Source organism: Candidatus Poriferisodalis sp. (assembly GCF_965215815.1).
Taxonomy (GTDB): domain Bacteria; phylum Actinomycetota; class Acidimicrobiia; order Acidimicrobiales; family Poriferisodalaceae; genus Poriferisodalis.
On record NZ_CBDCEO010000013.1, the window covers coordinates 783,078 to 806,952 of the forward strand.

A 23,875-nucleotide genomic window follows, 5' to 3' on the forward strand; every position below is an offset into this window, starting at 1 on the left:
CCTGGGCCCGGCAGTCCTGAGCGTTAGGTGGTGGTGCAGAGTAGTGCCCCGGCCAGCGCCGCTGACGAGCCCCACCGTGGGGGCCTGCCGATCGGATTAGAAGCGCTGATGGTGCGGACGCCCCTCGTCGCGTTGCTGATCGCCGGCCGTGCCGGCTCGGGGTTGGATCCGAGCAGTGAACGAACCTGCGAGGCGGCGGTGACCAACATCTTCGCCCTCGGTGCCGAAGCCGATTCGATCGCCAGCCGACCGCTCGAGGATCCCGGCGAGGCCGAGGACATCTACGACGATCTGATCGTCGTGCACGGACGATTTGAGACCGCCTTGATCCAGGCGAAATCACGCGGTGGTGACTCAGTGGTGCTCGATGACATCGAAGCCGTGCTGGACGAGACCTGCGAGGCCACCGCGAAGCCGGCAGCGTGCTGCTCAACCGCCACCTGGCGTTGCTGAGGCTCAGCGGATGGTCAAGAGCTCTGTGGACGGACACAGGAGGTCCCAGATCGGCTGCGTTGCGGCCGCTGCAGAGGTCCCGCACGACCCGCCATGCTGAAGAGACAGCCTCCGCTACTCAGCCGACCATGTGCACACTCTGATCCCGCCTCCCCACGACTGTCTGGCAACTACCCGACATGGCTCGGTCCGCCGACCGCAATGTCCGCCTGACCCGCTGGGTCCACGACTACAACTGCCACCGACACCACACCGCCGTCGGCGGCACACCCGCATCACGCGCACACAACCTCACGCGAAGCGACATCGAGTTCCGAAGCTGAGGATGGTTGCCGACTGTTAGGACTACTCGCAAGAGGAAGACTCGACGGACGATCGAGGGTCGCAACGCAGAATTCGGCATCGCATGGCCATGCTGCGCCGTGCGCAAGTGAACCGCGCCGACCATTGCACAGGCTCCGAGGAACTCTGGGCTTGGCGGAGGCGTTGGTGTGACCTGAGTTGCGCGCGGTCAGACTGCCCGATCTTCGGCGGTGCAAGTGGCTTAGCGGATCTGGTCCTCAACAGCAACGGACAACCGCATCTCATGGGACGGGTGAAGCCGTCACTGCTCTGCTGGGATTTGACGGGGAGGAAGCCACATGAACGCCGCGAACGTTGAACAGCCTGCGAACGAGGTCGATATACGAGCCGAGGCCTTGCGGTCTGACGAGGTGGCGTGCCAAGCGGCGTACGAATGGAGCCGCCAACTTGTTGACGATGCCCTTCGGACATTGGAGGCTCAACGCACGCGGGCTGTCGCGCTGCTGTCGATGACGATCTTGATCGCGGGCGTTGCCGCCTCCGTGGCCCCAGCTGGCTACGCCGATAACTCGATCGGCGGCGTCGGGATTATCGGTTGGGTCTTGTTCGCTCTCGGGACGACATCTGTAGCGGTGTGCGCGGGCATCGTTGCGTGGCCCGTCACTACCGACGCAGCGCTCAGGCCGACACTGATCATCGAGAATCTTGTAGAGCCCCAGCATGAAACAAGATCCCGAGTGTGGGCGTACAAGGCACTGGTGCGCGACCTGTTTGGTGCCTACGAGCGCGATCTGAAGCGCTCAGCGGCTGCTCGTAACACCGCCTACAAGATGCTGCTCGGAGCCGTGTACGCAGTTCTCGCTGCCGCCGCTCTAGTCTGGGCGGATGCCATCTTCTGAGGACTCACCGCCGCCTCCGCCGCCTCCGCCGCCTCCGCCGCCACCCCCACCGTCGAACGAGACGGTCAACCGCTCGCGCGACTTTCCCGAGAGCCCGCCTAAGCGCTAGACGTTCACCGGCAGATTCCACAGGCGGCGGACTCTGAGAAGTCCGTTCTCGGCGTGAATTCGCCGCTCTTGGGGGATCTGAGCGCACTCGCAACGACCGGGGTCATGAGTTCTCTCGCCGTGTCGACTGCGGCGAAGTGGCGCAGCAGGCTCTACGCGGCACTGGATGCGTGATCCGCCCAAACGAGACAATTGCGTTCGTTCTGATGCCTGTTGGTCATCCCATGGGGCCAAACAGCGAGACGTGTCTCGAGCCGTGCACGCATTCCCACGGCATCGCTTCGCCCGATGGCTCGGGAAGTTCGCCGTCGCATACCCCGGCCCACTGGTCCACGAAGGTTTCGACGGTTTGTTCCCGGTCGGAACCGCGAGATTTCATCACGGCTTCGAATGCCGATCCGACGAGAGCGGGGCAGTGGCACACCGCCAACGGCGAACCCGCAGCAACGAGCATCTGGTGGACCGACGGCTGGTCGGCGCGTCTCTACACGCATGCAAGGGACGCCGCAACCAACGGTCACGCCCTACTGCTGACAGCCTCAGCAATCGCGGACATAACCAACCACATCGGCGAATTGTCGATTCACATCGAACTGGCTCGACGCAGCCACCCTCCCCACGAAGCGCTGCCTCTAGCGACAGCAACACGTCGGTTCACCCGAAGCTCAGCAGACAGGCGAGATTGAGTACCGATCCCTTCGCAATCGGGGAGTTCTAGCGAAGACGCGAGAGCCATAGCCGGAGCCACCAGCGCATGGGGCGCCTGGGCAGCCCAGCAACATTCGATCGCGCCATCAGATGGTTGCGAGGAGACCAAACCAGCCGCTCGCAGATCGCCCGCAGCCGAATCAAAGCTCTGCGCGCCATGGCACGCACCATCGATGCTCTCACTGACGAGATTCGCACCGCCGTCGACGCATCCGACACCATTCTGTGCCGCATTGACGGCATCGGCCAACTCTCAGCTGCCGACATCCTCACCGAGATCGAACACTCAGCACGATTCAGTACCAAAGCTGCGTTCGCATTGGCCAACGGCACCGCACGCATCGAGGCAGGCTCGGGGCGAGTCCGACGTCACCGACTCAACCGAGGCTGCGACAGCCGGCAAAACGAAGCCATCCACACTCCCGCCCTCACCCAGACCTCTCGACCAGGCACCGAGGGTCGTAACTGCTGCGAACGCTGCCTCGCCCGCGGCAAGACCAAACGAGAAGCCATCCGAGCCCTCAAACGAAGAATCTCAGACCGCATCTGGACCCACCTCAAGACCACCCACTTGACATAGGAACTCACCTAACCGAGATCGCGATCAAACAAGCGGCGAAGAGTCTGTGGCAGTTGGGACGCAGTGGTCTCGCAACACCCCTTGCGGACCCGTCGACCGGTCGACACGTGCCTTGTCTCTACGGATCGTCTGCGACCCTGTTCACTTACGACCAGCATCAGGGGCGTCCCGGAGCCCGTCGCGCAGTACTCCACCCGACCGTCCGGCGAGGCTAATGTCAATGGCCAGTGGGATCTGCCCAGTGGCGGACAGTAGAACTGCCCGTTGGTGGCCAACAGAACTGCCCGGTGGTGGCCAGGTGTTGTGCCCGTGGGTCAGTTGGCCGGTGGCGTCACCCCCTTGCCGGCGGTGGCTTGGGTGAGGCGGATGCTGTCGCCGGCGGTGAGGACGATGTGGGCGTGGTGGAGGAGCCGGTCGACGGTGGCGTTTGCGATGGTCTTGGGCATGAGTTCGTCGAACCCGGCGGGGTGAAGGTTGCTCGACAAGGCGATGGAGTGTTTCTCATAGGCAGCGTCGACGACGCGGTAGAGCGCTTCGGCGGTCTCGGTGGCGACGGGGAGCAGGCCGATGTCGTCGATCACGATGACGTCGGCGCGCATGATCCGCCGGATCGCTTTGGCGGCGGTGTCGTCGGCGCTGTGGCGGCGCACGAGCGCGCCGAGGTGCTCGAGACTGAACCAGGACACTTTGTGGCCGGCATCGACGGCGGCCTGGCCGAGCGCTTCAAGGAAGTGGGTCTTGGCGGTGCCTGATGGTCCGCACACGACGAGGTTCTCGTGGCGGTGGATCCATTCGAGGGTGCGCAGCGCCCGCTGGGTCGGCGCCGGGATCGAGCTGACGGTTTCGTCCCAGGCGTCGAAGGTCTTGCCGGTGGGGAACCCGGCCGCTTTGCGCCGGGCCCGGATTGAGGATGCTTGACGGCCGGCGAGCTCCTCGGTGAGCAGTGCGCGCATCGCTTCGGCCGGTTCCCAGCGTTGTGCTTTGGCGGTGGTCAACAACTCCGGTGCTGCGGCGCGCATGTGGGGCAGGCGCAGGGTGCGCAACAGGTCGACGACCTCGTCGATCGGTGCTGGGTTCATCGGTCGCCTCCGAGGCGACCCCAGGCGGCGGTGCCGGGCTGCAGCGAGTGCACGTCATCGGCGCGTCGGCGTTGTCGGGGCGGGTCAGCGGCCAGGATCGAGGCCAGGTCGCCGTCTGCGAAGCGGCCGAACATCGCGGCGGCGCCGAGCGCCCCGTCAAGCCGCTCGGCGCCGTGCAGTCGGGCAAGGGTGACGGCTTGGGCCATCTTGACCTTCATGCGGGTCGTGCCCGCAGCAGCTGCTTCAACGAGCCAGGTGCGGGCGCCGTCTCCGATGGCGCCGAACTCGGCCTCGGCCGCGCTCGTCGGTTTCGGACGCCGCCCGAGCGGCCCAGCCGGGCGCGCCGGGTAGTGGGCGTCGTCGATCATCGGATGCCCAGGCGTCGAACGCTGGTGGCGGGCAACCTCGATTGGGCCTGACGGTGCGCAGTGGGTGACGACGAGGTGGTCACCGTCCACACGCACCCACACCGTCTCATCGGCCAACGTGTGCGGGACCGAGTAGGTCACGCCGCCGAAGCTGATCGTGGAGCTCCAAGAGACTTTCCGGGTCTCCCCGAGCACCGCCGTGTATGGGGCCTCGGGCAGGCGATGCAGCCGCTGCTGCTCCTCGAGGACCATCTCGACCGGTGCCCGCCGGGTCACCCGATGCTCACGGCCGTTGACCTCGGCCATCCACGCCTCGCACGCATCGACCAGCTCGGCCCAGCTGGCGCAGTCGCCGCGCAGGTTCGCGTCGGTGGGCACCAAGTCGGCCTTGGCGACCCGCACCGTCGCCTCTGACCCGCCCTTGGACTCGGGGTCCGCCGGCACACACGTCGCGATCGTGATCCCGTAGCGGCCGCCGATCGCGACCATCTCCGGATGCCTGACCGGCACCCCCGCGACGTGGTCGATCGTGACGGTGCGCTCGTTGTCGGTCAACCAATACGTCGGTGCACCACCCAAGGCCCTCATCGCCCGGTCGACACAGCCGATCACCGTCGCCAACCTGCGATCCCAACACGGCACCACCACCCGGAACCTCGACCACGCCAACCACGCACAAAACAGATTCGTCCTTCGGCCCGCGATGACCGCACCGGTGCCCCAGTCCCACTGCGCCCACATCCCAGGCTCGCCGATCCACGGCCGATACACCCGCCGCCGACCACGGCGATGGTTGGCCTTCACCTCCGCCACCGCCCGACGCACCGTCCGGGCCGAACCCTCGAACCCCAACGCCTTCAGCTTGTCGTGGCAACGATCGGCGCGGATCTTGGCGTGCGACCGCTCGACCCACTCCTCGATCTTCGCCAAGAACGGATCGATGATCCGCCCCCTGCGCCGCGGCCCGTCGCCGGCCAACTCGCCGGCATCGCGCTCAGCGACATAACGGGCCACAGTGTGATGAGACACCCCGGCCAGCTCACCGGCGCCACGCAACGACCCAGCCAGGTCGAACGCTTCCAACATGTTCATGATTTCCTCGCGAGACTTCACTCGCTCCTCCAACTCGACGGTCACCGTTGTCGTGACCGGCCATTCGAGTAGGAGGAGCACCCCGCCGCGGTGGACCCCGACGGAAAATGGACTTCAACGCGGGCAGTCCTGTTGGCCGCCGCTGGGCAGAACCGTTGGCCCCCAGCGGGCACCTACATGGCCGCCACTGGGCAGGATCTCATGGCCGCCGACACTTGGGCGACTGACCCACCCCCAATCGCCCCGACAGGCCTGTCTGGAAGCTCCAGTTACGCTGTGCACATGCCGTCAATCGGCGACCAACACCGGCCGGGCCACAACCCGGCCGTGACTGAGGCGTTCCGGCAGATCGCCGACATCTACGTCGAGACCAGCCGGGAAGCGACCGAATCCGACCCTGACCTGTGCCTCGACATCACCGAACTGCCACGCACAACAGCTGGCCGCACATCCGACCGGAGCTAGCGGCGGCAACCTGCAGTGGACCTGAGCGAAGCCGGCAACTGACACGTACCCAAAGCGATGGCGGCCATCCGTCCAGCGGCTATCAATCGACTCGGCGGGCACGACCCGGCGGCTCGCTTCTCGAGCATCCTCAATGTCACCGGCGGGTAGTGGAGAATACGGTCAGACGGTTCGGGTCTGAGGAATGTCGTCTCAGTTGGCGGCGAGCGCTGCGCCCTGGACAATGATCCGCGCGACCTCTGGGGTGATCTTGCGCGCGACCCGGCGGAGCTTCTTCAGGCGCTTCTCGTCAGGCCCGCCGAGATGTTGCTCAATAGCTTGATCTACCGCCTTGGGAAGCGCAGCGACAGGGTCTGAAACTGACGGAGGTTGTTGACAGTCGGGGTTTCTCGTCAGAGGAAGTCCTGATGGACGATCGAGAGGGGATTTAGGTACGTGTTTACCCGTGACAGGTAGTCTTGACACACGAATTCTCAGCAACTAGCTAGAGGCTGGTTCTAACCAGATCGGCACTAGTTGATGGTGTTCACGCCGAACACGGAACTCGACGTACCAGCCAGCATGAACTTGGTAGCGCCTTGTGATGTTTGGCTGGCCGGGAACCTGTTGGCCGGGCATCTCAGCGGTGGACTGATGTTTCACGAAGTCCATCGCTTCGAGCGCGGCATCGTGCTCGCCCTCGTCGTAACCACTCAACATCTCAGCAAGACGTTCTATGCCGCCTTCGGGATCAACCCAGTTCCATCGGTCAGGCGATCTCACCGTTCGCTTCGACGGCGCGACAGAGCTTCCGCGAGTTCGTCAAGTGACATTTCATTCTCGCGTTGTGAGCCTCGCTGCACCCAATCTTGGTGGTATGCCTCTTCACGTTTGCGGGCTTCGGCAAGTGTGCTGCCCCCGAACGGCGATGCGCCGACCCGAGAGGACGGCTGTGGCACAGCAGCCGATGTGTCATTTCGTTGGCTGGGCTCTCGACGCGGTTTGGTGTCGCGTCTTGCGCTGGACGGTGAGACGTGTACGTGTGCCCGTGTCCTCAACAGTCTGATCGTCTGCCCTGATGATCGTGCGATGCGGCCTGGGCTGCTCCTTGCTGTCACGATTCCAGGTGTCTTGATACGGAACCCGGACTGGCTACTCATCGCTCCAACCCCCATATGGCGTGGGCATGCTCAGTTGTAAGGGACACAAAACCCTTGACGATCTGTTCATGGGCTGCGTTCAGGACCGCTAGCGCACCGTCGAGACCGAGCGACGGGGCGAAGCCGCGCGAGGCGAGATGGATTGCGAGCAAGCGTTCTTCTTCGACACTGAGGGGGCCAATCTCTATGTCGAGCCATTGGCACGGTTCGGGGACGTGAAAGTGTAGGTACGTCGCCGCTCTGTAGGGCTCCGACAGAAAGTCGTTGCTCATTTCGCCGCTCCACGGAGCAATGATCGAGGCGGTGTCTTCGGGACCCGTCCAGCCGTTTCGTGCGGTGATGTAGTTCAGGTAGAACACTTCGCAGATGTCGGGTTCCAACGCTGTCTCGGCGACGCTCTCGACGTGTCGCCATGCTTCCTTGAAGAACTCTCGAATATTCTCGTAGCGTGGGTATTCCTCGGTGGGGTCGTCGTCGGACCAGTTGACCATGAGACGGTCCGGCTGAATTTGCACAACCCTGCTTCCGGCTGCGTTCTCCAACCACAGCCGCTCTCCGGCTGCCTTCTCATCCGCTGCTGACCCGCTTTCAGGAACCAGGTCCATTCTGGCGAGCACTCGCCGCGAGTGGCGTTCGTAATCGGGCCATGCTGCCGCGAACGCGTCTACGTGCTTCCAAGGCAGCGGTTCCACGAACTGTGCGATGAGTCCGACTTCTACAACGGGGGGGCTATCGAATGTTGGGAAGTCCGTCGCGGTCATGCGACCTGCTGGTCGCAACGTGTACGGGTCAAGTCGTGCGATGCCATAGCAGTTCCTCCTTGGACCAAAAACACATGTGCGTAGTTCGCGTTGTGAGATTACGTACCACGGGCGCGCGTGCGCGTGGTGGATGGAGTACTTCGTTTCGCGCATATTGTCAAGCGGCGCGAGCAGTCAGCTGAGCGGGGTCAGTCGGTGCGGGACAGCGACCAGACTAGCGAGGCAATCCAGCCGAGCAACAGGTTGAATGCGATGACCCCCTCTCCCACCGGACGGGTGCGACCGCGCCCCGGCCACGACACTCGGGGCGAAGTACCGCGGTACCAGGAGAATGAGTATCTCCACTTCACCCACCGAACGCGCTGTGGAGGTTGCCTGTGGCGAACGAGGATGAAGTCATCTCCGCACCCAACTGAACTGACGCAACACCTAGCCCCGCCGAGACGCGCCCCATGGCTGCGACGGAACCTACGCTGCAGGCCACCGACCCACACAACCAACGACCACAACGAGCCAACACCCATAACGACTGGACCAACTAGCCCTGATTATTCACGAGTCGGGCGGACTGGTTTGTCTGGGTCCGCGGAAAAGCCCCTCTGACCTGCGACGATACGTGTCTGCAATGAACGCATCCGCGAGTTCAGGGGGGCATCTCCGAGGTGAAACTTAGCAGTGTGACAAACGCGCGTCTGGCAGGCGGCGGGGACCGTGTCGTGTGGGGCGCGGGGTTGTTCGCTCTGGGCGGGTTCGCGGACCGTGTCGGGCTGACCGAGGCGCTGTCGGCCGCGGTTCCCCCACGCGGCGAGCGCGCCCCGGTTCATGACCGGGGCCGGGTGCTGGTCCATGCGTTGTTGATGCTGGCCGGCGGCGGTGAGGCGTGCACCGACATCGAGCATCTGCGTGCTCAGCGGGAGCTGTTCGGCGACGTCGCGTCGGACTCGACGCTGTACCGCACCCTCACGGGCCTGGGCGCGAGCGGCGCCGCGGCGCTTTTGGGCGCGGCCGCAGCGGTGCGCGAGCCGTTGTGGGCCTCCGCCGACCGCAGCAGGCCGCTGGTGGTCGACATCGACTCGACATTGGTGGAGGTCCACTCGGAGAACAAGGCCGGAGCTGCGCCGCATTACAAGGGCGGGTTCGGGTTCCATCCGATGATCTGCTCCACCGCGCAGGGGGAGCCGCTGTGGCTAAAGCAGCGGCCGGGCAACGCCGCCGCGAACCACATCGGCGATCATCTCGAAGTGCTCGACGCCGCGGTGGCGATGCTGCCCGCGCCTGACGCCGCAGGGCACCGCGAAGGCGACGACCCCGACCTCGTGGAGCGTCCGCTGGTGGTGCGCATCGACACCGGGGGATGCTCAGCGAAACTCGCCGAAGGGCTGCGGGACCGCAGCATCGGCTATGCGATCTCGGCGCGGTCCGCCCCAGCCATCCAAGCCGCGATCCGCGGCGCCTTGGGCGAGCCGGGCCGCTGGCACAACGCCCCAAAGCGCCCCGATCAGCGCAAACGGCGCGGCGCTCAGGTCGCGGAGCTCACCGATCTGGCGGACCTGTCGGGCTGGCCCGAGCGCACCCGGCTCGTGGTGCGCCGCGAGCCGCTGCACCCCGGAGCGCAGCGCAGCCTGTTCCCCAGCGAGAACTTCCGCTACTGGGGGTTCTACACCGACCAGACCGGCCACCCCGCACAGCTGGACAAGCTGATGCGCTCACACGCCGACATCGAGGACGCCGTGCGCCGGCTCAAAGACAGCGGCCTTGCGCGCATGCCCTTCACCGACTGGCACGCGAACAGCACCTGGGCCGCCATGTGCATGACCGGCCTCGCGCTCGTGGGATGGTTCCAAACAGCCTGCCTCACCGGCGCGCTCGCCAAAGCGGCCCCCAAACGGCTCCGCTGGCAGCTATGGCACCTTCCCGCCCTGGTGTGCCACAGCGCACGGCGCGTCCTATTGCGGCTGCCCGAACAGCACCCCGGCGCCCGAGCACTGCTCGCCATCGCCCACCCCCGCTGAACCCCCAGCCGACCAGTTCCGCGCCACGCCCGCCGCAGCGGGACAGCCCCGCCACGCCCGCACCCCCACCCGGTCCCGCCCGCGCACCAAAACCGAGCCCAACCGCTCCCCCCCGACGGCCCCGCCGACACCCAAACAGCCCCACACCGCCAAACAAGGCCCACAACACGCCAAAAAGACGACCAGCAGAATTCTCATGAATAATCAGGGCTAGCGGGTCCCCGTCAGCGCCTATTTCCCATCGATGGTCCAAGCGCTGGCCGTGACATGGGCCCTGCCGAGGCGCGCAGCACCAAGGAGCAGCAAGCCAGCAGCGCGTGCCGACGGACCTGCGTCGCGGACGGGTGGAATTCTTCATGTGCTCAACGGCGATTCGGTGGCCGACGCCTTCACGGTCGCGCGTCAGCTCCTGGGCGCGGCTTGGTGAGCGTTTGTCCTACGTACAGCATCAGCTCCGGGGGGCTGTGCTTGACCGTTTTGATGGCTCGGTCGATGTTGTTGGCGCCGATGGTCATGTCGCGGGTGTGGACCGTGTCGGTCTCGTCGGTGTTGCGGCGTGGCTGTCCTCGTGTGGTTCGTCGTAGGGCGAGCCCGGCGGGTTCTTGGCATTCGAGCAGCTGGCTCAGCAGTTGCCAGAGCGGCATGGTTTCCAGCGCGACGGCGTCCTGGGTGGCGTGCGGCCGGTACATGAGCTGGCCTCGATGGAATTGGACTCTGGCGCTGTCGCTGCCCTTGCCGTTCTGAAGCTGAGACATCAGCCTGCTCGCGCCCATGGCGACGGAGTGCTTCACGAAGTGCTCGACCGCGGGAGGGATGACACCGGTTTGTGATCGGGTGCTCCAACTCTCAGACAACCACTGGGACAGGTCCGGCATCACGTAGATGACGTCGGGGTGATTGAGATCACGGAAGCCGGCGTCATGCGCAGCGGCAGTGCCTAGGTCGATCCTGATGTAGGAGTCGATGGATCCGGTCTCGCGCCATTGGGATCCGGCGGAGGCGACCCGCTCGGGCGTGGTGGGCTTGATGATGAACCACTTGTCGAGCGTCCCGGGCCAGCGGGTCACGCTCTGGGCGTCTTCGTGCGAGCAGATCCACGTCGTGGGACCGAGCGCTGCGAACAGCGCCTGGACTGTCCACGTTTCGACGAGCCTTCGAGAGACGATGCGGGCCACGGGTCTGATTCCTCGGCTCGCATCGTCGCGCGGATCAGAGGCGCAGCTCGGCCAATCGCCTTCCGAGAACTCGGCGAGTCGACACTGCGGTTGCGTCTCACGGCGACGTGTTCGGTGCGCTCGCGGTACCGCAAGCTTCTCTGCCCTGTGCGGCCGGCAGCCTCGTTCTCCGATCCGAAGTGCGCGCGCGACCTGCACATGAGTTTATTTTTCTGAAACATCCGCTTAGCCGCATAGGGACTGGGAAATCGGGTTCGCACCTTGCAATCGCGTCGTTCCATGTCGTGGCACGTGACTACGGCTCATAGGTAGCAGCCGCAGTGCCGGTCGCCATTTCGGCAAGCGACACCGCGGCTGCTGAACCCGTGCAAATGAGAACTTACCGACCCGTCGTCGATGCGGTCCCGCAGACCGCCAGGTGCCATGACGAGGCCGCGCGCGGCCCTGAGGTCCTGCTGTGACGGGCAACGCAGCCGACCGAGGCCAAGGGGCCGCGGACCGGACGGACAGGGCTGCTGTGTCGGCCGAGGCGGTCCGCAACCGCCCGGGTGCCACTGGGAGCATCCGTGGCTCGATCCCACTGATTCTCGCCAGGCTGCGCGAGATCGAGGGGCTTAGTCCCGCGACGAAGAGCAATCTGCTGTGGCTCGCGAAGAGCCTGCTGGAGTACTTGGTTCGCGTTGCCGGGGACCGCTGGGTCAACGTGACCCAGCAGATGACCGATGCCTGGTGCGACGGGAACTGGGCAGACCCCGAGACTGGTCGGAGGCCGGGCCGGTCTCTGCTGTTGAAGAAGCAGCGCCGCTGGGCTGCACGTCGTGTCGTGCGGGCCGCAATCGCCGCGGGGCAGTTGCCGTCCGACAATGCGATGGCGGGACTCGCGGACACGTCGCGTAAGCGCAGGCGCCCTGCGGGTGTCGGAGACGACGACCCGGGGCACATCGAGCTCACCATCGAGCTTTGGTGCCCCAGAGACGAGCAGTCGCGGGCTGCGGCTCCCTTGTTGGGGATTGCGCGCGACTGGGTGACCCACACCGGTCCGCCGTCGGGATCCGCGGCGACCGCGTGGCTGCGGATCGTGACCGATGCGCTGCTGTGGTCCGACGGCGAGCTCGGTACCACCGACCCCGACTTTGTGCTGCACCCCCGCAACGTCGAAGAGTTCACCATGGACCCTGCGCGCGGATGGTCCGACGGGCGACGTGCCCAGGCGCGAACCGTGCTGCGTCGTGTTGGCCGGGCGGTCTGCCCCCAGCTGTGGCCCGAGGGGCCCCGACCGATCGGGGCCATCGACGCTGTGGTGCCGTACTCGCCGGTCGACGACTTCCTGTTCCGCGAAGCAGCCTTGATGGCGGGCCGCAAGCTCCGATGCGAACGTCTGTGGCTGACCTCAGCGACCCTGGGGGCGGGCCTTCGCGGCATCGAGGCATTCCGGCTCGGCCCCCGCGACGTGGTGGAACTCGACGCAGGTCGACTGGGCATAAAGGTGCAGCGCGACCGGCAGCGGATCGTCCCGATCCGCGAGAGATACACCGCTCTCGTCGTCGAGGCCCGCGACCTGTGCGGCTCAGATCGGTTTTTTGAGGGCGACAATCCCGCCGCGCCGTCAAGCCTGGCAACGCGGCTCACCGTCCAGGGTCTCGGACGGCTGCAGATCCAACGCGCCCGGGCCACGTTCGTATGCGCTCACATCAACGCAGGCACACCACTCGACGTCCTGCACGAGATCGCCGGCCCGATCACCGGTGCGTACCTCCATCAGATGCTCGCACGTTGCACCGGTCCGGTCGACCCCGTCCAGGCTGCCAACAGGGGACTCGGGCCGTGAGCCGCCGCCAACCAGCGCTCAGACACTCGTCGGCGCCGGCTCCTGACCAGCTCGCCCCGGAAGAGGTTGGCAGGAGGCTCGACGCTAGCGAACTGCCTCACGATGTGCGCCGCCACAACGTCAAGCTGCACGCGGCGGACTCGGGGCACATTGCCGAACTCGAAGAGGTGCTGATCCGCTCAGGAGTCCTGCCGTACATCAGGCGCCGCTTCAAGCCCAAGGGCGGCAGCACCTCGAAGCTGCCGGACGAGTCTCTGCTGATGGGAGCGCTGTATGTGGCCGGTGAATGGAACAGCTACTTGCGGACCGAACTCACCGGGTTCTTCGCGGGCCTGAAGCCCCAAGACGCCGTCGATTGGGGCATCCAGCCTCTCGACGGTCTGCGGGAGCCCATCACGTACAACACGGTTCGCAAGCGAGCGGACCTCATCGAAAAGGCCCTGTGCGAGGGGTGGGTGGACGAGACCGACGGCACCGTGTGCGACCTGCAATGGTTATTCGACTCGCTCATCGCAGCGTCGGTCCCCGACGAGGTCACATGGCGGACGGCGTCGGTCGCCATCGACACGACCGACTTCCCGTCGTGGTCCCAGCCGCCCCATGCGCGGCGCGTGGTAGAGGCCGCCGTCGCCGAAGGTGACATCGCCGAGCTCAACAAGACCATTCGGCTCCGCCGGGGCGCAAAACGACGCAGGTTCAAGCGGACGAACGGCCTCATCGGCCAGCGCCGCTCCGACGGAGGGATCATCCTCAGCCGGACGCCGGGCGCTAGCTGGGGTCATCGAAACGCTGCCAGCGGCCACGCCGAAGACATCTTCTTCGGGAACCACGTCACAATCGCGGTCGCGGTCAAGTACAGGAAGGTGACCGGAAGCCAAAAGAAGGCCAAGTTCGGGCCCAGAATGCCTCCCTACATCGTCGCGGTCGACAGCAGCCCCGCCGGCGTCAACCCAGCCGACGCCGGCATCCGCACCTTCAACAGAGCACGCAAGCTCTGCACCCACACCGACGACGCTGTTGTCGACCGCGGCTTCTCCCAGCTGCGGGACACCTTCAACCGCGAACTGCACAAGATGGGCGCCCACGTCACCATGGACCACAGGTCGGACTGGCTCAAGACCGCGAGGCCGGTCAAGCTCGGCCCCAGCGGATACCCCGCAATCGTCCACGCCGGCACCATCCTGCACGCATGCACACCCAAGAAGTGGAGAGTCCCACCCGAAGGCCTCACCGAAGCAAAGCTGGAGAACTTCTACGTCTACCGAGAGAGATTCGCGCTCACCGTCAACCGGCATTTCCCCAACGGTGACAAGCAGTTCGAGTCGCCCATCCACAGAGGCGACTTCACCATCGGCCCTGCCGAGAACCCCGCCTCGACCGGCCGAGCCCTCTACCCCAAACCCGACGACTTCGACACGCTGTTCCCCGGCATCCCCAAAGAACTCCTCCACCAGCCTGTTGTGCGTCTGAGTTTGCCGCGGAGGGTCCACCGTGGAATGAACCAAGTCTGATCGTGTTCTCGCTGACGCGTGAAGGAGCATCAGATGACTGTCAGCGAGGGTCGGCGTCGACCGAAGAAGCTGTCCGCGGAGACGAAGTGGGAGATCTACTTGCAGGTCACGGGCGGAGAGATCACCCAGGCCGACGCGGCCCGGAAGTGGGGGGTCGATGTGTCGACGATCATCTCCATCCGCCGGACGGTGAAGGACGCGGCGCTGGCTGCGCTGGCCCGCAAGCCGGGTCGCCCGGCCACCGAACGGAACTGGGAGCTCGAAGCGGCCCGGGCAGAGATCGGTCAGCTCACCGAGGCGATCAAGGTCCAAGCGATCGAGTTGGCCATCGTCCGGGGAAAATCCGGCTGGGACTGAACGGACCGGTCCCGGCGAGAGTCCCCGCCGAGGCCAAAGAGCTGGTCCTCAACACCGTCGACGACGCCGTTGCCGCCGGGTTCTGGCACACATGGGCCACCGGTGTGTGGCAGGTCTCCGACGACCGGGTGCACCGCTGGCGGGCCCGCCGACGCGAGCTGGGCACGCTCAGCGACCTCGCCCCGGGCGGCGCGCCGGTGCATGCCTTGCTGGCCGACGAAGTCGCGGAGGTCCTCGCTGTCGCTGAAGAGTGGGGACCGGTCGACCGGTCGCACCGCAAGCTCGCCCACCGCGGTTCCTATGTGGGCCGGGTGTGGGTGGCCCCCTCGACGTTCCGGCGCGTTCTGGCTGCCCACGGGCTTGTGCTGCCCGAACAGCCGCCGACACCACGGCGGCCCCGCACGCCGTGGCCGCACTGGCTGGTCTACCGAACCGAACAGGATCTGGATCTGGGACGTCACCCACTTCGGGCAGGCCCGGCGCTGCGTGTTCGCCATCGTCGACATGGTCTCGCGCTACTGGATCACCAGCCTGGTCTCGACCGAGGAGACCTCCACCCAAGTGCGTGTCATCTTCGACCAGGCGCTGCTAGCCCAAGATCTCGACGAGCTGCTCACCGACGACCGCCTCGATCTCGACATCGACGACCCCGACCGGCCGATCCTGCTCGCCGTGTCCGACAACGGCCCGGCCATGACCAGCCCCCACACCCGCGCCTACATGGCGATGATGGCCATCGCCCAACACCACGGCCGACCCCGCACCCCCACCGACCAAGCCTGGATCGAGAGCTTCTTCGGGCACATCAAGCACGAATGGCCCCACCTCGACGAGATCACCGACCCGGCGTTGCTCGACACAGAGCTGGCACGCATCCGGATCGACTACAACGAAGTCCGGCTGCACGAAGCGATCGGCTACGTCACCCCCGACGACGAACACCACCAACGAGGAGAACCGATCCGCGAGGCCCGCCGGCAAGGCCTCCAACGAGCCCGCACACGACGGCTCGACCACAACCGCCGGACCACCACCAACAACCCCGAGAACACAGCATGACTTGGTTCATTTCTCAGCCGATCTCCGCGGAAGACTCAGACACACCTCAAGCCCTACATCATGGTGACCGCGGAAGAGCTCGACGACTACCAACAGCCCCACTTCGGCACCCCGCCGCAGAATCAGAGCTACGGGCGGCGCCTACCGAGCGAGAACGGGTTCGCAATCCTCAAAGAGAACAACGGACTCACCAACAAGACCTGCCGCGCCGCCAACGACGGCGCCCGAGCGATCTCAGTCATCGCGAGGATCGTTCGCACCAACCTCAACCTCACCCGCAAGCAACGGCAAGAAGCACAAGAGGCCGAGCAAGCAGCCAAGAAATCCAGACGCACCCACAACGCGACCCAACCCAAGACGTACGAACCCCGACAGCCCGACGATCCCGACCCCGCGACTTCACCCGAAACCGACACCGGCGAGTCCGACGCCAGCGCACCCCGCGCACCTCCCTAAGAATCGCTCCTTACGTCACAAATGAGGCAGACGGCCGCCGAGCCGTCTGCCTCGTCATGCCCGCACTCAAGCGAATCCCGACGGGTGCCCCACGAATTGACGCAGTGGCGCCGAACGAAGCCCCAAACCCACGCCTGAACGCACAAAATCGGGCCAGATCGGCCCGATTTCCTGGATTCTGGCCAACATCCACACCGGATATTGGCCAACATCCTGTTGGTGGCGGGGGCAGGATTTGAACCTGCGACCTTCGGGTTATGAGCCCGACGAGCTTCCAGACTGCTCCACCCCGCGGCGAGAGCGACAACGCTACCAGCGGCCCAGCGAGACCGGCAAAGCCGGACGCGAGCCACTCGCTTAGCTCAGGATCGAAGACTGCCGAGCGGCTAGAGCGTTTCGGCGTTTGGAGGCTTGCCGACCGCCGGTTGCGTCGCTTCGGCCTTTGACCGGACCCGATCCCGGACTGCAGCGAAGTAGTGCTCGTCGGCTCGCCCTGCGACTGGCCCTGCGGCGCCGTCAAGTATCAACTCACGGAGTCTTGACCGTGCTTGATCAGATGGCATCAGCCCACACACGCACTCATGAGTTGGAGCCGGGCCGCCGTCCGTTTAGCCGGTGGCGGCTTGTTCGAGCATTCGGGCGGCCCTGGCGATCAGGCTCTCGGCCTCGTCGACGGCCTCCTGGTACGCCGCCAGGTCGCCCTCACGCAGCGCAGCGTCGGCCCGGTCGAAGGCCCTCGCGGCCCGCTCGAGCAGGTTGCTCACCGTGTCGGTGTCCAGGGCCGGCTCAGGCTCGTCGTCGGCAGGCGCGGCAGCAGCCGGTTCGTCGGGGGCATCATCAGGCGTCACGGCCGGTGCCCCGCCCAACGGCCGCACCGTCTCATTGATGATGTCGATGTCGACACCGCCGAGGGCCTTCTCGAGTGCGCCCTCGAAGGTTTCTGAGATCACCACATCGGAGCCGATGCCGGCAATCACCAGCTGCAGCTCGGGCACCGCCGTCGGCCCGGTCGCCGCAATGAACAGCGGCCGCACATACAGCAGCGAGTTCTCCACCGGGATCAGCAGCAGGTTGCCTGGCCGCACCACCGAGCCGTTCTGGTTCAGCAGCGTCAGACGCTCGGAGATCTCCTCTTCGGTCTGGATGTTCGAGTTGAACAGCGCCGGGCCGTCGATCGGCTGATCAGACCGGATCTCGTACACCTCGATCTGGCCATAACGGTCCGGATCGTTGTGGACCACCATGAAGCCTTCAAGGTTCTTACGAGAGTCGTCCTCGGAGAACGGCACGAACGGCCGGAAGATCACAAACGAGGCAGAGTCGTCCCCCGGCAATCGGAACAGCAAGTACTGCGGCGAAATCCGAGCCTCGACCGTTGCGATCACCTGCCCGGTCGTCTCGTCACGCACCGTCTCGACCGTGGTCTGCCCGATCGAATCGCCCGGGTCCTGGGCAACCGCCCATGCCCCAGCCGCGTCGTAGAACTCCGACGGGTTGTTCAGGCGGTAACGGCCCCACGCATCGGTCTGCACCCGGAACAGGTCTTCGGGGTACCGGAAGTGATCACGCAGCTCGGCCGGCGGCGGGCCATCGGCAAACAGCGCAGGGAACTGCTTGATGTAGGACTGCACGATCGGATCGTCGTCGTCCACCACATAGAACGTGACCGTCCCGTCGTGGGCGTCGATCACGGCCTTCACCGAGTTGCGCACGTAGTTCAGCGGCTCACGCAGGTCGCTCCCCGGCGTCGCCGCCCGGGAATTGGTCCGCTGCGAATACGGGAACTGCGACGTGGTCGTGAAGGCGTCGAGCACCCACTTCACCTTCCCATCGAGGACGACCGGATAGGGGTCGTTGTCGTAGGACAGGAACGGCGCCAGCAGCTGCACCCGGTCGGTGATGTCACGGTTGTAGAGAATCCGGCTGTCACCGGTGATCTCGCCCGAGACCAGCAGGTTCGGCTCCGCGAAACGCACTGCGAACGCCAGCCGCCGCAGGAAGCCGCCGATGCCCACCCCGTCTTCGCCGTCATACCGGGTCGTCTCGGTGCGGTCGTCGTCGTCCTGGAAGTCGACCTCGGCCCGCTGGGCGCCCACGATGGCGTAACCGGGAAGGTCCTCGCCCACATACAGCCCGGGCTCGTCCAGCTCCAGGGCCTCAGCACCCTCAGAAATCACGTTCGGGATGTCGCCCAGCGCGTACGCGGGCCGACCGTTGGTGTCCACCGCATTGGCCGGCGCCGCCGCCACGCCGTAGCCGTGGGTATAGGCGACGTGCTCGGTCTCCCACGTGTCGGTCGGCAGCTCGGTGGGCCGCAGCTCACGGGCCGCCAGCACGATCTGAGTGACCTTGCCGTCGATCTCGTACCGGTCCACGTCGATGTCGCGGAAGTCGTAGAAGCTCTTGATGCCCTGGGTCTGCTGGAAGGTGTCCCGCATGACGTTGGGGTCAAGCAGGCGCACGTTGCGGATCGTGTCGAAGTTGTTCGCGATGTCGTCGGCGGTCAACTCGGGTGTGAATTCGAACTCATTTGAGGTCACGTTGTCGAGCCCGAGCGCAATGCGGGTCATCTCGATGTTGCGCTCGATATAGGGGGCCTCCCGGGTGGACTCCGAGGGCTCCACCTGGAAGCGCTGAACGATGGCCGGATACGCCGCTCCCGCCAAGCCGGCAACGACCGCCCACAGCGCCACAGCGATCACCGGGTAGGTGAAGCCGCGCCGCCAGATGTTCACGACCAGCAGCAAGAAGCTGAAGATGCTGATGATCATGAGCAGCCGCAGGACCGGCAGCTGCGCGTTCACGTCGGTGTAAGTGGCGCCGTCCACGAAACCCCGCGTCGACAGCGTCAGCTCGAACTGGTCGAAGTAGTACCCGACGGCCTTGATGAGCGCCAGCAGACCCAGCAGCAACGACAGGTGCGCCTTCACCTGCGGTATGACCCGGCTGCCTGCGGGGGCCTGGACCCGGATTGCCCCGTTCAGGTAGTGCCAGATCGTGGTGAAGATGAACGTCACCAGAACGGCAGCGAAGGCCCAGCCGATCAGGAAATTGAAGAACGGCAGGCGGAAGATGTAGAAGCCGACATCGCGGCCGAACTGCGGGTCAGCGAGGCCGAATTCGGTGCTGTTGATAAAGAACAGCCACGCTTCCCACTGGCCCGAGACACCCGAGCCGACCATGAACGCCAAGACCAGCGCGACGGCGAGACGGATGAGGCCGCGGCGGCGGCGGCTCATCTGGCGCCAGCGGGCGGCGATGTCCTCGGGCGGGCCTGCGGGCGCCGATTTGGCGGCCATGCGCTCGGCGATGAACAGGTTCACCCACAGCAGGACGAAGAAGATCGCTGTGAACAGCAGGCCGAGGCCGATCTTGGCCCACAGCACCTTCCACCACACCGAGGCGAAGCCCAAGCTGTCGAACCACAGGTAGTCGGTGTAGAAGCCGGCCAGGCCGCGAATGGACAGCAGCAGGATCAGCCCGGCGCCGACGACGACGCCGATGATCAGGCGGAAACGGTTGATGTTGCGACGGCGCGGCACCCGCCGAGGCTGCTGGGGCTGCTCGGACGCGGGAGGCGGCATGTCCTCTGGGGGACGCATACGGCAGGGAGGCTACAAGGGCGGGTCGGTCCCGCAGCCAGCGGACCCCGCCGCCGACGGGCGCGGCGCGTAGGTTCGGCGGAGTGCACCTGGCGGTATTGGTTTCGGGAACCGGCTCGATCCTCGAAGCGATGCTGGGTTGCAAGCTGCCGGTGGGCCTGGTGGCGGCCGATCGGGCGTGCCGTGGGCTGGCAATTGCAGCCGATGCCGGGATCGAAACGGTGCTGGTGAAGCGTGCGGATTGGATGGTTGGCGGGGCCGGCGCGGCCGCCGGGACCGGCAAGCGCCGGTTCGACCGCAACGGCTACAGCTGCGAGCTAGCGGCTGCACTGGCTGGGCGAGACGTGGACGTAGTGGCGATGGCCGGCTTCGGCACTGTGCTGGATGGATCGTTCTTCGAGTGGGGCGGCGACCGCTACCGGGGGCGGGTGCTGAACACGCACCCGTCACTGCTGCCGGCGTTTCCGGGCTGGCACGCGGTACGCGACGCCCTCGCTGCGGGAGTCACCGAGTCGGGCTGCACCGTGCATGTGGCGATTCCCGAGGTGGATGCGGGCCCGATCCTGGCCCAGCGTGCAGTGCCGGTGCTGTCGGGCGACGATGAGGCCACACTGCACGAGCGCATCAAAACCGTGGAGCGGGAGCTTTACCCGGCAACGATTGCGGCGTTCTTGGAACGTTGCGAAACCGATGAAGTCGCTGCACTGGTGGGCGGTTCGACTGGCGGGCAGGCCAGCAGCCAGGACAGGATTCAGGAGGGACTGACCCGATGAGGGCGTTGATCTCGGTGTGGGACAAGACCGGCGTGGTGGACTTCGCCACCCGGCTGTCGGGGCTTGGCTGGGAGATTGTGTCGAGCGGCGGGACCGCTGCGGCGCTGGCCGATACGGGCGTACCGGTGCTGGCAGTAGAGGACGTGACCGGCAGCCCCGAGATGCTCGGCGGCCGGGTGAAAACGCTGCACCCGCGTATCCACGGCGGGATCCTGGCGGACCGGTCGAAGCCGGCGCATCTGGCGTCCTTGCATGAGCACGGCATTGCGGCCATCGACCTGGTGGTGTGCAACCTGTACCCGTTCCGTTCCGATCCGGGCCCGGAGCTGATCGACATCGGCGGGCCCGCGATGGTGCGGGCCGCCGCCAAGAACCACGGCGACGACGACGGCGGTGTCGGTGTGGTGGTTGACCCGGACGATTACGAGCCGGTGCTGGCCGAGCTCGCGGAGCAGGGTTCTTTGAGTACGGCGACCCGGCGGCGGCTGGCGAGGGCCGCCTTTGCACACACGGCCGCGTACGACGCGGCGATTGTCAGCTGGCTCGACGAGCCGGTCGACGACGCGGGATCCGGGACTGCCGATACGGGGGCCGCTCCCCTGCCGCCCACCGTGCATCTGGCGCTGGAGCGGGTCGAGGGGTGCCGTTACGGCGAGAACCCGCACCACCTCGGGGCCCGGTATCGCCCGGTCGGCGAGCTGACCTGGTGGGACCACGCGTTCCAGCACCGCGGGCTGGCGCTGAGCTACATGAACTTCTTCGACGCCGATGCGGCCTGGCGGATTGTGCACGACCTGGGCGACGCCGAGGACTGCTCGACTGTGGTCATTGTGAAGCACGCCAACCCGTGCGGCGCGGCCGCCGGCGACGACCTGGCCGACACCTACCAGCGGGCGTACGACTGTGATGCCCGTTCGGCATTCGGCGGCATCGTGGCGTTCAACCGGGTGGTCGACCTGGACACGGTCGAACGCCTGGAAGCCGCAGCACAGGCCGACTTGGTGATCGCGCCCGGGTACGAGGACGGTGTGATCGAACGCATCGCGGCGAAGCGACGCAACACCCGCGTGCTGGAGGCACCACGGCCCGACGCCGCTGGAATCTCGCTGCGGCAGATCAATGGTGGCTGGCTGGCGCAGTCGCCACATACCTTCGCCTCAGCGCCCGAGGAGTGGCAGGTGGTGACCCAACGCCAGCCCACCGAGCAGGAAATGGCCGATGCCCGATTCGCTTGGCGGGTGTGCGGGCATGTCACCTCGAACGCCATCGTGCTGGCGCGTGACCGCACAGCGTGGGGCATCGGCGCCGGCCAACAGAACCGGGTGGAGTCAGGCCGGCTCGCCGCAGCGAAGGCCGACGGGCGTGCCGCAGGCGGCGCCTGTGCCAGCGACGCCTTCTACCCGTTCGGTGACGGCGTCGAGGCCGCCGCCGAAGCCGGCGTGAGCGTGGTGGTGCAACCCGGCGGCGCCCTGCGAGACGACGACGTCATCACCCGAGCCAACGAGCTCGGCCTCGCCATGCTCTTCACCGGGGAAAGGCAGTTCCGGCATTGATGCCGGAACCATCAGACACAGTCGGCACTAGCGCATCGGCGTCGCTGCGCTATGAGTCGGTGTGAGCCCTAGCTCACCCGCATGGCGCGGGTGCCGAGTTCTACGAGGAGCCTCTGCTCAGGATCGGTGAGGTCAACCTCGAGGGCATCCAGTATTCGATTGATGCGGTACCGGACGGTGTTTCGATGCACCTGCAGGCGATGAGCGGTCAGCTTGACGTTCTGACCCGAGTCCAAGTACGTCCGCAACGTGCGAACCGCCTCGCCGATCTTGTTTTCGCCTAGTTCGGCCAGCGGTGCAAGCAGCTCATCGATCGTCGCCCGCACGTCGTCGACCTCGTACCACCGGATAAGTGCTCGGGCGAAACCGAGCCGGTCGAAGTGATGGAGCTTGTTGGTGATGCCTCCCGCTTTCGCGGCCCGGAGCGCCGAGAACGCCTCGTCGGCTGTGTTGCGAAGCCCGGCGGCGCCGCCCTGCACGGATCCGACCCCGGCGGACCATTCCAGACTTGGTTCGACCTCTTCCAGTTGTGCGAGCCCCGAGCGCAGCCGGTCATCGAAGATCTCAGCGTGCCGGGGATTGTGGCGGTCCTCACTCAGGATCAGCAGGACTGACGCATTCGTCCCCGCGGACGTCCACGAGTCGTCGCCGGCAATGACCTTGTCGATAAGCACCCGGGCGGCACGCAGCTGGCGCCGGTAATTGTCGGCTGCATCGTGACCGCCGACAGCAAGATTGTGGAGATCAACATGGGCTCCGAGGTGGTGCCCCTCCACCGCAAAGCCGCTCCGGCGAAGCCTCGTAAGGGCTTCCGCGCTCGTGCTGGCGTCGCTCAGAAGGAATTCGTTGAGGAGCTCCCCGCGGGACCGCACGGGAAAGTTGGCTTGTTCGAAGTCCCGTCGCAGGGTCTCCTCGATGGCACGGCCGGCATAGGTCAACGCGGCGCGGGCGATGACGTCTGTTGTTCTCGTATGGAGCGTGAGGAAGATGGGCCGCCCCGAGCCGGTGTCGAGGGGCACGGCTGTGACGTTGAGACGCTCGAATTCGAGGGTTACGTCGCAGTCCAATGCCGCCGACAAGTGGCCAAGCAGCTGGGAGAGATCCTCGGTGCCAGGATCGTGGGAGTCGACGATTCGGCAGAGATTCTCCAAGCGAGTGACCGCTTCGCGGTGCCCACCGACATTGACGTCTCGCACGTGCACGGCGATCGCCGCCACGTCGGCATCCGGAGCAAGCGCGACGAGCCCAAGATTCCGTCGTTCGGCAGCCCGCATCGCCGTGGCCGACGGCGCATCAGCCTGACCCGATAGCGCAATGCCGGCGACGCCCTCAGGGGCCTGTCCCAAGCCCAGGTCGAACCGGTACGAGGAAGCCTCAGCGGAAAGCGCTGGTGCCAGCACCAACAGCGCGCCCTCGTTCGCCGCCCCTATGGCGTCATAGCTGTCGATCATCTGAAGAGATCCCACGTCTCGGTCCAGCGCTGCCGCCGATGCCTGCAGGACGCTGATCGACGGATTGTGGTTCACCAGCTCTCCGAGGCGCATGTCCGTGAACCTATGTGTTCTGTGCTCTTAGCACAAGTAATAGCAAATTT

At 65.8% G+C, this 23,875-nt stretch carries 21 protein-coding genes and 1 tRNA gene; 13 read left to right on the plus strand and 9 right to left on the minus strand.

All coding sequences use genetic code 11. From position 1 onward, the window contains the following. Positions 1 to 30 precede the first annotated feature (30 nt). The 3 genes from ACOOHB_RS13410 (at position 31) to ACOOHB_RS13420 (ending at position 1,655) form a co-directional block, all read left to right on the plus strand. Positions 31 to 453 carry a hypothetical protein gene (locus ACOOHB_RS13410; RefSeq protein ID WP_420445345.1) on the plus strand — a complete coding sequence of 141 codons (423 nt, stop codon included), beginning with the start codon at positions 31 to 33 and terminating at the stop codon, positions 451 to 453. A 179-nt stretch (positions 454 to 632) separates the two neighbouring features. After that, a complete protein-coding gene (locus ACOOHB_RS13415) occupies positions 633 to 776 on the plus strand; it encodes a hypothetical protein (protein ID WP_420445346.1) in 144 nt (47 codons plus the stop codon). 318 nt (positions 777 to 1,094) lie between these two features. Further along, a complete protein-coding gene (locus ACOOHB_RS13420) occupies positions 1,095 to 1,655 on the plus strand; it encodes a hypothetical protein (RefSeq protein WP_420445347.1) in 561 nt (186 codons plus the stop codon). Between the two features lie 325 nt (positions 1,656 to 1,980). Here ACOOHB_RS13420 and ACOOHB_RS13425 read toward each other — a convergent pair whose 3' ends face one another. Continuing rightward, complete coding sequence (locus ACOOHB_RS13425; protein ID WP_420445348.1) at positions 1,981 to 2,217, minus strand: hypothetical protein; 237 nt, start codon at positions 2,215 to 2,217, stop codon at positions 1,981 to 1,983. A 411-nt stretch (positions 2,218 to 2,628) separates the two neighbouring features. Between ACOOHB_RS13425 and ACOOHB_RS13430 the strand changes: the two genes are divergently transcribed. Continuing rightward, a complete protein-coding gene (locus tag ACOOHB_RS13430) occupies positions 2,629 to 3,051 on the plus strand; it encodes a transposase (RefSeq protein WP_420445349.1) in 423 nt (140 codons plus the stop codon). A gap of 314 nt (positions 3,052 to 3,365) precedes the next feature. On the opposite strand, the gene istB is transcribed toward ACOOHB_RS13430, so the two are convergent. Together istB and istA are read right to left on the minus strand one after the other, a co-directional pair. Then, positions 3,366 to 4,130: an IS21-like element helper ATPase IstB gene (gene istB / locus ACOOHB_RS13435; RefSeq protein WP_420445350.1), complete on the minus strand. Its 765-nt coding sequence runs from the start codon at positions 4,128 to 4,130 to the stop codon at positions 3,366 to 3,368. After that, positions 4,127 to 5,611 carry an IS21 family transposase gene (istA, locus tag ACOOHB_RS13440; RefSeq protein ID WP_420446909.1) on the minus strand — a complete coding sequence of 495 codons (1,485 nt, stop codon included), beginning with the start codon at positions 5,609 to 5,611 and terminating at the stop codon, positions 4,127 to 4,129. Before istA ends, istB begins: the two co-directional genes overlap by 4 nt. Positions 5,612 to 5,872: 261 nt before the next feature. Here istA and ACOOHB_RS13445 point away from each other — a divergent pair, with 261 nt between their 5' ends. Next, positions 5,873 to 6,055 carry a hypothetical protein gene (locus ACOOHB_RS13445; protein ID WP_420445351.1) on the plus strand — a complete coding sequence of 61 codons (183 nt, stop codon included), beginning with the start codon at positions 5,873 to 5,875 and terminating at the stop codon, positions 6,053 to 6,055. A 1,135-nt stretch (positions 6,056 to 7,190) separates the two neighbouring features. On the opposite strand, the gene ACOOHB_RS13450 is transcribed toward ACOOHB_RS13445, so the two are convergent. Continuing rightward, complete coding sequence (locus tag ACOOHB_RS13450; protein ID WP_420443127.1) at positions 7,191 to 7,955, minus strand: TIGR04255 family protein; 765 nt, start codon at positions 7,953 to 7,955, stop codon at positions 7,191 to 7,193. 677 nt (positions 7,956 to 8,632) lie between these two features. On the opposite strand from ACOOHB_RS13450, the gene ACOOHB_RS13455 reads away from it, so the two are divergent. Continuing rightward, positions 8,633 to 9,967: an IS1380 family transposase gene (locus ACOOHB_RS13455; protein WP_420445352.1), complete on the plus strand. Its 1,335-nt coding sequence runs from the start codon at positions 8,633 to 8,635 to the stop codon at positions 9,965 to 9,967. Positions 9,968 to 10,356: 389 nt separating this feature from the next. On the opposite strand, the gene ACOOHB_RS13460 is transcribed toward ACOOHB_RS13455, so the two are convergent. After that, positions 10,357 to 11,142, minus strand: coding sequence for a hypothetical protein (locus ACOOHB_RS13460; protein ID WP_420445353.1), 786 nt, complete (start codon positions 11,140 to 11,142; stop codon positions 10,357 to 10,359). A gap of 457 nt (positions 11,143 to 11,599) precedes the next feature. Here ACOOHB_RS13460 and ACOOHB_RS13465 point away from each other — a divergent pair, with 457 nt between their 5' ends. Genes ACOOHB_RS13465 through ACOOHB_RS13475 form a run of 3 tightly spaced genes read left to right on the plus strand, consistent with a single transcriptional unit; the run spans position 11,600 to position 14,838 of the window. After that, positions 11,600 to 12,970, plus strand: coding sequence for a hypothetical protein (locus tag ACOOHB_RS13465; protein WP_420445354.1), 1,371 nt, complete (start codon positions 11,600 to 11,602; stop codon positions 12,968 to 12,970). Next, the gene (locus ACOOHB_RS13470) at positions 12,967 to 14,481 is read left to right on the plus strand and encodes a hypothetical protein (RefSeq protein WP_420445355.1); all 1,515 of its coding nucleotides are present in this window, start codon (positions 12,967 to 12,969) and stop codon (positions 14,479 to 14,481) included. Before ACOOHB_RS13465 ends, ACOOHB_RS13470 begins: the two co-directional genes overlap by 4 nt. 33 nt (positions 14,482 to 14,514) lie before the next feature. Then, entirely contained in the window at positions 14,515 to 14,838 is a 324-nt protein-coding gene (locus ACOOHB_RS13475) for a hypothetical protein (protein ID WP_420443611.1), read from the plus strand. Here the strand turns inward: ACOOHB_RS13475 and ACOOHB_RS13480 are convergent. Further along, entirely contained in the window at positions 14,766 to 15,335 is a 570-nt protein-coding gene (locus tag ACOOHB_RS13480; RefSeq protein WP_420443610.1) for a hypothetical protein, read from the minus strand. The genes ACOOHB_RS13475 and ACOOHB_RS13480 overlap by 73 nt on opposite strands. Here ACOOHB_RS13480 and ACOOHB_RS13485 point away from each other — a divergent pair. Both ACOOHB_RS13485 and ACOOHB_RS13490 read left to right on the plus strand, forming a co-directional pair. Beyond that, positions 15,325 to 15,897 carry an integrase core domain-containing protein gene (locus ACOOHB_RS13485; RefSeq protein WP_420445356.1) on the plus strand — a complete coding sequence of 191 codons (573 nt, stop codon included), beginning with the start codon at positions 15,325 to 15,327 and terminating at the stop codon, positions 15,895 to 15,897. The two genes, ACOOHB_RS13480 and ACOOHB_RS13485, sit on opposite strands and share 11 nt — an antisense overlap. A 60-nt stretch (positions 15,898 to 15,957) precedes the next feature. Then, complete coding sequence (locus ACOOHB_RS13490; RefSeq protein WP_420445357.1) at positions 15,958 to 16,353, plus strand: hypothetical protein; 396 nt, start codon at positions 15,958 to 15,960, stop codon at positions 16,351 to 16,353. A gap of 217 nt (positions 16,354 to 16,570) precedes the next feature. On the opposite strand, the gene ACOOHB_RS13495 is transcribed toward ACOOHB_RS13490, so the two are convergent. Together ACOOHB_RS13495 and ACOOHB_RS13500 are read right to left on the minus strand one after the other, a co-directional pair. Continuing rightward, positions 16,571 to 16,647, minus strand: a tRNA-Met gene (locus ACOOHB_RS13495). A 314-nt stretch (positions 16,648 to 16,961) separates the two neighbouring features. Continuing rightward, positions 16,962 to 19,955 (minus strand): UPF0182 family protein, encoded by a 2,994-nt coding sequence (locus tag ACOOHB_RS13500; protein ID WP_420445358.1) that lies wholly within the window; start codon positions 19,953 to 19,955, stop codon positions 16,962 to 16,964. An 83-nt stretch (positions 19,956 to 20,038) separates the two neighbouring features. On the opposite strand from ACOOHB_RS13500, the gene purN reads away from it, so the two are divergent. Together purN and purH are read left to right on the plus strand one after the other, a co-directional pair. After that, positions 20,039 to 20,728 (plus strand): phosphoribosylglycinamide formyltransferase, encoded by a 690-nt coding sequence (gene purN / locus ACOOHB_RS13505; RefSeq protein ID WP_420445359.1) that lies wholly within the window; start codon positions 20,039 to 20,041, stop codon positions 20,726 to 20,728. Then, positions 20,725 to 22,281 (plus strand): bifunctional phosphoribosylaminoimidazolecarboxamide formyltransferase/IMP cyclohydrolase, encoded by a 1,557-nt coding sequence (purH, locus tag ACOOHB_RS13510; RefSeq protein WP_420445360.1) that lies wholly within the window; start codon positions 20,725 to 20,727, stop codon positions 22,279 to 22,281. Before purN ends, purH begins: the two co-directional genes overlap by 4 nt. Positions 22,282 to 22,349: 68 nt before the next feature. Here purH and ACOOHB_RS13515 read toward each other — a convergent pair whose 3' ends face one another. After that, positions 22,350 to 23,825, minus strand: coding sequence for a PucR family transcriptional regulator (locus tag ACOOHB_RS13515; RefSeq protein WP_420445361.1), 1,476 nt, complete (start codon positions 23,823 to 23,825; stop codon positions 22,350 to 22,352). Positions 23,826 to 23,875: the final 50 nt, after the last annotated feature.

Excerpts from the sequence above, each read along its gene's own strand:
- ACOOHB_RS13500 (WP_420445358.1), bottom strand. The coding sequence starts at position 19,955 with ATGCGTCCCCCAGAGGACATGCCGCCTCCCGCGTCCGAGCAGCCCCAG.
- ACOOHB_RS13490 (WP_420445357.1), top strand. The coding sequence starts at position 15,958 with ATGGTGACCGCGGAAGAGCTCGACGACTACCAACAGCCCCACTTCGGC.
- ACOOHB_RS13475 (WP_420443611.1), top strand. The coding sequence starts at position 14,515 with ATGACTGTCAGCGAGGGTCGGCGTCGACCGAAGAAGCTGTCCGCGGAG.
- ACOOHB_RS13430 (WP_420445349.1), top strand. The coding sequence starts at position 2,629 with ATGGCACGCACCATCGATGCTCTCACTGACGAGATTCGCACCGCCGTC.
- istB (WP_420445350.1), bottom strand. The coding sequence starts at position 4,130 with ATGAACCCAGCACCGATCGACGAGGTCGTCGACCTGTTGCGCACCCTG.
- purH (WP_420445360.1), top strand. The coding sequence starts at position 20,725 with ATGAGGGCGTTGATCTCGGTGTGGGACAAGACCGGCGTGGTGGACTTC.
- ACOOHB_RS13425 (WP_420445348.1), bottom strand. The coding sequence starts at position 2,217 with ATGCTCGTTGCTGCGGGTTCGCCGTTGGCGGTGTGCCACTGCCCCGCT.
- ACOOHB_RS13420 (WP_420445347.1), top strand. The coding sequence starts at position 1,095 with ATGAACGCCGCGAACGTTGAACAGCCTGCGAACGAGGTCGATATACGA.
- ACOOHB_RS13450 (WP_420443127.1), bottom strand. The coding sequence starts at position 7,955 with ATGACCGCGACGGACTTCCCAACATTCGATAGCCCCCCCGTTGTAGAA.
- ACOOHB_RS13415 (WP_420445346.1), top strand. The coding sequence starts at position 633 with ATGGCTCGGTCCGCCGACCGCAATGTCCGCCTGACCCGCTGGGTCCAC.
- ACOOHB_RS13445 (WP_420445351.1), top strand. The coding sequence starts at position 5,873 with ATGCCGTCAATCGGCGACCAACACCGGCCGGGCCACAACCCGGCCGTG.
- ACOOHB_RS13515 (WP_420445361.1), bottom strand. The coding sequence starts at position 23,825 with ATGCGCCTCGGAGAGCTGGTGAACCACAATCCGTCGATCAGCGTCCTG.
- ACOOHB_RS13480 (WP_420443610.1), bottom strand. The coding sequence starts at position 15,335 with ATGGCGAACACGCAGCGCCGGGCCTGCCCGAAGTGGGTGACGTCCCAG.